This window comes from Ensifer sp. (assembly GCF_031989085.1).
Classification (GTDB): Bacteria; Pseudomonadota; Alphaproteobacteria; order Rhizobiales; family Rhizobiaceae; genus Ensifer.
In genome coordinates, this window is record NZ_DALZXU010000020.1 from 1 (window position 1) to 7249 (window position 7249).

7 protein-coding genes are annotated in these 7249 nt (G+C 64.8%); 2 read left to right on the forward strand and 5 right to left on the reverse strand.

The window, feature by feature from the left end:
- Positions 1-127: 127 nt before the first annotated feature.
- Complete coding sequence (locus tag RTP54_RS30920) at positions 128-3115, reverse strand: autotransporter domain-containing protein (RefSeq protein WP_312367884.1); 2988 nt, start codon at positions 3113-3115, stop codon at positions 128-130.
- Positions 3116-3322: 207 nt separating this feature from the next.
- On the opposite strand from RTP54_RS30920, the gene RTP54_RS30925 reads away from it, so the two are divergent.
- The gene (locus RTP54_RS30925) at positions 3323-3487 is read left to right on the forward strand and encodes a hypothetical protein (protein ID WP_162703691.1); all 165 of its coding nucleotides are present in this window, start codon (positions 3323-3325) and stop codon (positions 3485-3487) included.
- A 134-nt stretch (positions 3488-3621) separates the two neighbouring features.
- Here RTP54_RS30925 and RTP54_RS30930 read toward each other — a convergent pair whose 3' ends face one another.
- Entirely contained in the window at positions 3622-4710 is a 1089-nt protein-coding gene (locus tag RTP54_RS30930) for a citrate synthase/methylcitrate synthase (RefSeq protein WP_312367885.1), read from the reverse strand.
- Positions 4711-4783: 73 nt separating this feature from the next.
- Here RTP54_RS30930 and RTP54_RS30935 point away from each other — a divergent pair, with 73 nt between their 5' ends.
- Positions 4784-5914 (forward strand): citrate synthase, encoded by a 1131-nt coding sequence (locus RTP54_RS30935; protein ID WP_312367886.1) that lies wholly within the window; start codon positions 4784-4786, stop codon positions 5912-5914.
- Positions 5915-6030: 116 nt separating this feature from the next.
- Here RTP54_RS30935 and RTP54_RS30940 read toward each other — a convergent pair whose 3' ends face one another.
- From RTP54_RS30940 to RTP54_RS30950, 3 genes are all read right to left on the reverse strand, one after another.
- Positions 6031-6504: a VOC family protein gene (locus RTP54_RS30940; protein ID WP_112818692.1), complete on the reverse strand. Its 474-nt coding sequence runs from the start codon at positions 6502-6504 to the stop codon at positions 6031-6033.
- Between the two features lie 184 nt (positions 6505-6688).
- A complete protein-coding gene (locus tag RTP54_RS30945; protein WP_312367889.1) occupies positions 6689-6985 on the reverse strand; it encodes an I78 family peptidase inhibitor in 297 nt (98 codons plus the stop codon).
- Between the two features lie 7 nt (positions 6986-6992).
- On the reverse strand, positions 6993-7249 hold a 257-nt coding region (locus RTP54_RS30950), incomplete at its 5' end, for a hypothetical protein (RefSeq protein WP_312367891.1).

The window sequence follows — 7249 nt, forward strand, 5'->3', positions numbered from 1 at the left end:
CCGAACGCGTCCGCGACCAGAGCCGAGGCGTTCGGGCCGATCCGTGACCTTTCAGGGCTGCGTTCTCAAAACACCTCCGGAGCGATCCGGAGGTGTTTTGCGTCTGCGGGGCGCAGTACGTTGAGGCTCAGAAATTGACGATCAGGTTTGCCCGCGCGGCGTTCGACTGCATGCGGCCTGCGAATTCGCCGAGATAGCTTAGCGTTACCCGGGCATTTGCCGACAGTCTTGCGGAAATGCCTGCCTCCAGCACCAGCGCGTCGCCCGGCATCGTAACGCCACCGATCGTGAACAGGCTGCCGCCGGCGAAGGCAAGGCGCGCTGAAGGCGTCAAGTCACCAGCCGCATGGCGCCAGCCCAGCATGCCGGAGGCGGCGACCGGCAGTTCGCTTCCGGGAATGTCTGCCGACCAGCGTAGGCCAACAGTCGATATCGTCACCGCGTCCGAGCCGTCGGCCGATGACAGCGCAGCCGTGCCGCCCGCCTCGCTGAACGCGTCGGTATCGAGATCGACATAGGCGACGTTGGCGAATGGCTGCAGCCGGATGTCGTCGAGTGCAAGCGTCCAGGAAAGATCGGCAAAAACCTGGCGGGTGGCGCTGTCGTAATCGGCCGTCAGCTGTTCAGACAGCGAACCGAAGGCAACATCACGCCGGGTCGAGATCTCGTTGTGTGAATAGATCGCGCCTGCCACCAGGTCCAGCGCACCGACCGCGCCGGAGACATAGAGGCCGGCGTGATAGGCGTCGGCGCGCGCTTGCGGTTGCATGGAGAGATGGCTGTAGCCGATGAGGCCGCCGAAACGCCACGTGTCGGAAATCGCCGCATCCGCTCCGAAGAACACACCTGCCGTGCGCGCATCGACGCCGGCTGCGTTGCCGTCGCCCGACAGCCGGTTGGCGGCCGCATAGCCCGATGTCCAGAACGCTACGTCGTCCTGCGGCCGGCGGCTGCGATCCTGCGGCGGGCCGGTTCGGTCGATGATCGCCTGGCGCGGAAAGCGACTATCCCACAACAGTTCGCTCATGAGGGAGGCATGCGCCTCTCCGCTCAGCTGCGTAAAGGCGCCGCCGGCCGTTTCGGCATCCAGCGACACGACGCTCAGGAACAGCGGGTTCGTCGGCCCGAGCGCTTCGACCGCGTTCGCCGTCGCCTGGCCGTTCGCCGTCGCCGCCACGTCGGCGAAATGCACGTCGTTGCGATCGAGCGTGAGGGCGACGCTGGTCGCGCCATAGGTCAGGGTCGGCAACAGGAAGGCAAAATTGCTGGTGACATCGTCAAAGGCGCCGGTGACGCTGCCGGCCGTCAGGATGGTGTAGTCGGTCGTCGGAGCGTAAGTGCCGCTTCCGGCCAGAATTTCGAGTGTGCCACCTTCGATATCGACCGCGCCGGACGCGTCGAGGCGATCGGAAAGGCCTGTGGTATCGACCTCTACCTGATAGATGGATTGCGATCGGAAGGTCACGTCGCCGTTGACCGTCACGGTCTGAAGGCCCGGGCCGGGTGAAAACACGCCGCCGGCATTGACCGTCAATCCGCCGACGACGCCGCTGCCGGACAGAAGTCCACCGTCGAAGACGTCGACGCCACCTGAGACAACGCCGTCGTTGACGAGCGCACCACCGGAAAGCGTCGCCGCGCCGCTGATCGTACCTGTGTTGGAAAACAGGCCATCGCTCACCGTAAGCGATGCGATGGTTCCGTCGTTCGAACCGGCCCCGGCATTTTTCACCGCACCGGCCGTCGCACCGCTGTTGTTGATGAAGGTGCCGTCCGTGCCGATATCGACATCGGCAAATGCGGCGTTGTTGACGACACGGCCGCCGGTGACCACGGTCGCGCCGGTAACAGTGCCGCCGCCATTGTTGGTGAAGGTGCCGCCGGTATTGCTCAAGGAAGCGACCGTGCCTGCATTGGAGGTGTTGCCGGCATTGGCGAGCGCACCGACCGTTGCGCCGCTGTTGTTGACGAAGTTGGCCGCGGCCGCGACATCCGCTTGCGTCACGACGAAGTTGTTGGTGACTGTTCCGCCGGCAACCGTTGCCTTGCCTGCAATCGTGCCACCGGCATTGTTGGTGAAGTTGCCCGCCGTGTTCGTCAACGAGGCGACTGTCCCGGCATTGGACGAGATGCCGCTGTTGGTGACGGCGCCAGCGGTGGCGCCCGACGTGTTGGTAAAGGCACCGCCGGCGCCGACGCTCACCGTGCCGAGCGTCGCGTTGTTGGTGACGCTGCCGCCCGAAACCGTCGTCTCGCCGGTCACTTCGCCCCCGAAATTGTTGGCGAAGCTTCCATCCCTGTTGTCGAGGGAGGCGATGGTGCCGGCGTTCGACACGGTGCCTGAATTCGTGACCTTGCCCGCGGTTGCGCCGTTGTTGTTGACGAAGGCCGCGGCCGCTGCAACGTCGGCGTCGGTCACGACGAAATTGTTGGTCACCGTGCCGCCGGAAACCGTCGTCTTTCCCGTGATCGTGCCGCCGGTGTTGTTGGTGAAGTTGCCGCCCGTGTTCGTCAGCGCATCGAGCGTGCCCGCATTGGAGCCGGTACCGGCATTGCTGACATTGCCCGCGATAGCACCGCTGTTGTTGACGAAGGTGCCACCGGCCGAAACATTGACGTCGCCGACCTGGCCATTGTTGGAAAGCGCGGTCGCCGCGCCGATCGCGGCGCTGTCGAGCGTCCCGTTCACCGAGACGTTGCCGTTGTTCAGCGTCAGCTTGCCGTTAAGGTCGCCGTCGACGGTCAGGCCGCCGCCGTTGAGCTCGACATCCGAGTTCAACGCGCCGCCGGCATTGAGGCTGACGCTGCCCGAGGCGATGGTGCTGCCGCCGGTGACGGTCAGCGCTCCGGTATTGGTGATGGTGACATTGCCGCCGTCGACGCCGAGCTCGCGGATCGTCGCGGCGTTGGTAACCTGAGGGGAGCCGTCATTGACGACTGCGGCATCGCCGGACCCGGGCAGAGTGGGGTTCCAGTTCGCGCCGTTGCTGAATTCGTTGTCCGAGCCACCGGTCCAAACGGACTGGGCAAGCGACGGCACGGCGAGCGCGAAGGAAGCCAATGCGGTGAAAACGCCGAGATGCCGGGAGAATGCCGCAAGCGGTGTCTTTTGCATGGAAAACGGCCAATGCTGATGAAGGCTGCGCGAAGCAGCCAGCGGTATTGGTGACGATACCTAGCTAACCATGGTTAATGATTCTCTACCATAGCGGCGTGGTCGCTCACGTCCTCCTGCCATCGTTCCGCCTGTTCCCAGTGGAACAACGAAAGCCATGTCGATCCGGTAGGGTCGTTGCAGCAGAAGTCGTGAGGGAGAACGACGATGACATCAGATATGACCATGGCAGAGGTATTGAGGGATCCGCTGATCAGGCAGGTGTTGCGTGCCGACGGCATAGCGCCATCGGCGTTCGCAGCGACGCTCAGACTGGCGGCCAAGAAGGCCGCTGAAGAGGCCGCAGCGACAGTTCCACATTCCGTGAACTGACCCCTGAGCGAACTGACCCAAGGGCGATGCGCCCCGCACCCGATCGGGCCCGGGCCCGAAGGGGCGAGCGGCCAAAGCCGCTCGCCCCACTTTCCCAGACCTTTTCACCAGCGCCGATACGTGCTCGCGCCGATCTAGGCCGCCTTCGGCATCGGTCCGACATAGACCGAACGTGGACGGATCAGCCGGCCCTCGAGCGCCTGTTCGCGTGCATGCGCAATCCAGCCGACCGTGCGGCCGATGGCGAAGACGCCGGTAAAGGCATCCCTCGGGAAGCCGAGGGCCTCGAGCAGCAGCGCCGTATAGAATTCGACATTGACATCGAGCGGGCGGTCCGGCTTGCGCTCCTTCAGGATCGCCAGCGCCGCCTGCTCGACCGCCTTGGCAAGTTCGACGCGGCCGCGATCGACTTCGCCGGCCTCGATCAGCGGCTTCAATGCGGATTTGAGCGCATCGGCGCGCGGGTCTCGCACGCGATAGATCCGATGGCCAAACCCCATCAGCCGCTCGCCGCGATCAAGGGCGTCGGCGAGCCACGGTTTGGCATTCCCCTGCGTTGCGATCGCATCCAGCATGTCGAGGACCGGGCCGGGCGCGCCGCCGTGTAGCGGCCCTTTCAGGGCCCCGATCGCGCCGAGAACCGACGACGTGAGGCCCGCGCCGGTGGAGGCGATCACCCGCGAGGCGAAGGTCGACGCGTTGAGGCCATGGTCCGATATCGTGACGAGATAGGCATCGAGGGCTCTTACCTTTTCCGCGCTTGGCCGGCGGCCGTCGAGCATGGCGAGGATGTCTGCCGATTGCGAAAGCGACGGTGTCGGCGCCAGCGGCTCACAGCCCTTCTTCCGGCGCAGGATGGCCGGCAGGAAAACCGCGGGTGCGGCCAGCAGGCGAAGCGCCGACGCGAAATCGGCAGCATCTGATAGCCGCGCGACGAGTGCGCGCATGATGTCGACGGGCGGCAGGCGCAGGAGGCCGTCGTCGATGGCGGCCACGTGGGCGAAAATCTCCGCCCGCGCCTGTCCCAGGCGTCGCCGCAGGTCCTCTTCCGACAGCGGCTGCTCCATCAGGCCATCAAGCAGAAGCACAGCGGCATCCTCGTAGTAGGCATCGCCCACGAGATGGTCGAGCGACACGCCCCTTATGACCAGCCGTCCTGCCGCGCCATCCACATCGGAGAGCTGCGTTTCGGCGGCAATGACATCTTCAAGTCCGTTCTTCATAGACGTTTCTCCTTTACGTCCCGAAGGGTCCGGCTTAGATGTATTGACGTCAATCTTGATAAATTCGATCAATATGAAAACACTCTGGATCACGGCCGAAGACGCGCTCAGCCAGCTCGGCACCAAGCCGCAGACGCTCTATGCCAATGTCAGCCGCGGGCGCATCCGCGCCAAGACCGATCCGCTCGACGCCCGCCGCAGCCTCTATCAGGCCGACGACGTCAGGCGACTGGCCGAGCGTCATGCGGGCCGTCCGCGCACATCGGCGGTCGCCGCCGAAACGATCCGATGGGGCGATCCGATCCTTTCGACGATGATCTCCAGCATTGCCGACGGGCGCCTGTCGTACCGGGGTCACGGCGCCGTCGAGCTGTCCGTCGCGGCTGATCTGGAAGAGGTCGCGGCCCTGCTCTGGCAGTCGCCGGCAATTTCGCTTCATGCCTCGAAGGCGACGGCGGCGGGTGGATCCCGCCTGGCCTCGGCGTTCTTGACGCTTGCCGCGCGCGTCACCGAGGACCTGCCGGCCCTTGGTCGCGCGCCTCAGGCTTTGCGGGCGGAGGCGGCCGATGTGCTGTCGGCTGTGGCCGCAGCACTGGCGCCGTGGCCAGAGCCGTTGCCGTTGCACGAGCGGTTGGCACGTGGATGGGCACGGCCTGAGGCGGCAGAACCGATCCGCAAGGCGCTGGTTTTGACAGCCGAGCATGAGCTCAACGTGTCGGCGTTTGCGGCGCGCGTGACCGCCTCATCCGGAGCGGCACTTTCGGCATCCGTCCTGTCGGGCCTTGCGGCACTTACCGGTCCGCGCCACGGTGGCGCCTGGTTCAGCGTGGCGCAACTTGTCGAGCGTGCCAACATGGTCGGTGTCCGCGAGGCGATACGCGGCATGCTGTCGTCGGAAGGCGCCGTGCGTGCCTTCGGTCACCGGCTTTATCCGAAGGGTGATCCGCGTGCCGTGGCCATCATGGCCTGCTTCGACGCGCCGCCGCTTTATGGCCAGTTGGCCGATGCGGGAAAGGAGCTTCTCGGCGAACCCGCAAATGTCGATTTTGCCCTTTCAGCGCTTGCGGCCACGTTCGAACTGCCGGACGAGGCGCCGATAGCAATTTTTGCGCTGGCGCGCACGGTCGGGTGGCTCGCCCACGCGATGGAGCAGGTGGAAAGCGGCCACCTGATCCGCCCGAGAGCCCGCTATGGCGGGGAATGAACGTGCAGCAGTGTCGATACTGCCGCGTTTGACAAAGCGCCGCGCTGCAAAGAAAGACCGTCGGCACGGCTGCTGCCGTTCACTGGCCGCGACTAACTGCTTGCCTTGAACAGAGATCAACCGCGCCGCGCCGCCTCGATCGCTGCGACGTCGATTTTCCCCATGGTCATCATCGCTTCGAACGCGCGCTTGGCCTCGCCGCCGCCCGCCGCGATTGCATCCGTCAGTACGCGCGGGGTGATCTGCCAGGAAATGCCCCACTTGTCCTTGCACCAGCCGCAGGCGCTCTCCTTACCGCCATTGCCGACGATGGCGTTCCAATAGCGATCGGTTTCTTCCTGGTCTTCGGTGGCGATCTGAAACGAGAAGGCTTCGCTGTGCTTGAACGCGGAGCCGCCATTGAGGCCGAGACAGGCAACGCCCGCCACCGTGAACTCCACCGTCAGCACGTCGCCTTCCTTGCCGGATGGGTAGTCGCCAGGCGCACGATGCACGGCCGTGACCGCGCTGTCGGGAAAGACCTCGCTGTAGAAGCGGGCCGCGGCCTCGGCGTCCTTGTCGTACCAGACGCAGATCGTGTTCTTTGCCATTTGCATGTCCCTTTCGCTTTGAAGCGGATCGATGGTGTTTCCCAAATGCAAACCTGCGAAATAGGTCGGCGAACCCTTTTCGCCAGCTCTCGTGTCGCCATCCCTTGTGGCCGTGCCGTCTGCCGTGGACGGGTGTGAGCGGCTGGCGGCAAGCTGCGCCAGCCGATGTGCGTTGCCCTGCCAGCTAGCCGCAGACGGCGCGCAGGATCTTTCCAGTCGCCGGGTCGGTTTCGATCGTCACGCGTTCGGCACGAAAATCCATCGTCGCTGGATCCCCGGGTTTCAGCTGCCGCACGATGCTCGCGCCGGTGATCCGCTTGGCATCCTCATCGGAGATCCTGTCTTTTCCGGCGAGGGTTTCGGCGGCCTCCGGTTTGCAGGGACCCGTTGGCGGCGCTGCGGCCTCCGGTTCCTTCTGGCAGCCGGCGGCGCCCAGCAAGAGTAGGGCTGCTCCAAAGGCAGCGACGTGACGGACAGTCATCAAGGCTCTATCCTTTCGTGTCGTGAACATCGACCAGAAGAAGCAGATAAGGCGGCAGCGCCGTCTGTGAAGTGCCGTAGGTGCTCGGCCTGTGGTGGCACGGTTGTCTGTGGCCGGCGCCGAAGGCGGACGTGGCCGGAGGGGGCGTGGTTTTGGTGTGCGAAAGCCGGGAAATGCCAGGATAGGCATCGTTCGGGCGCGTCCCAAACTTTTTTTGCGGAAGAAAGCCCGGATTTGTGGGGTTTGTCAGAAAAGTGTCATTTA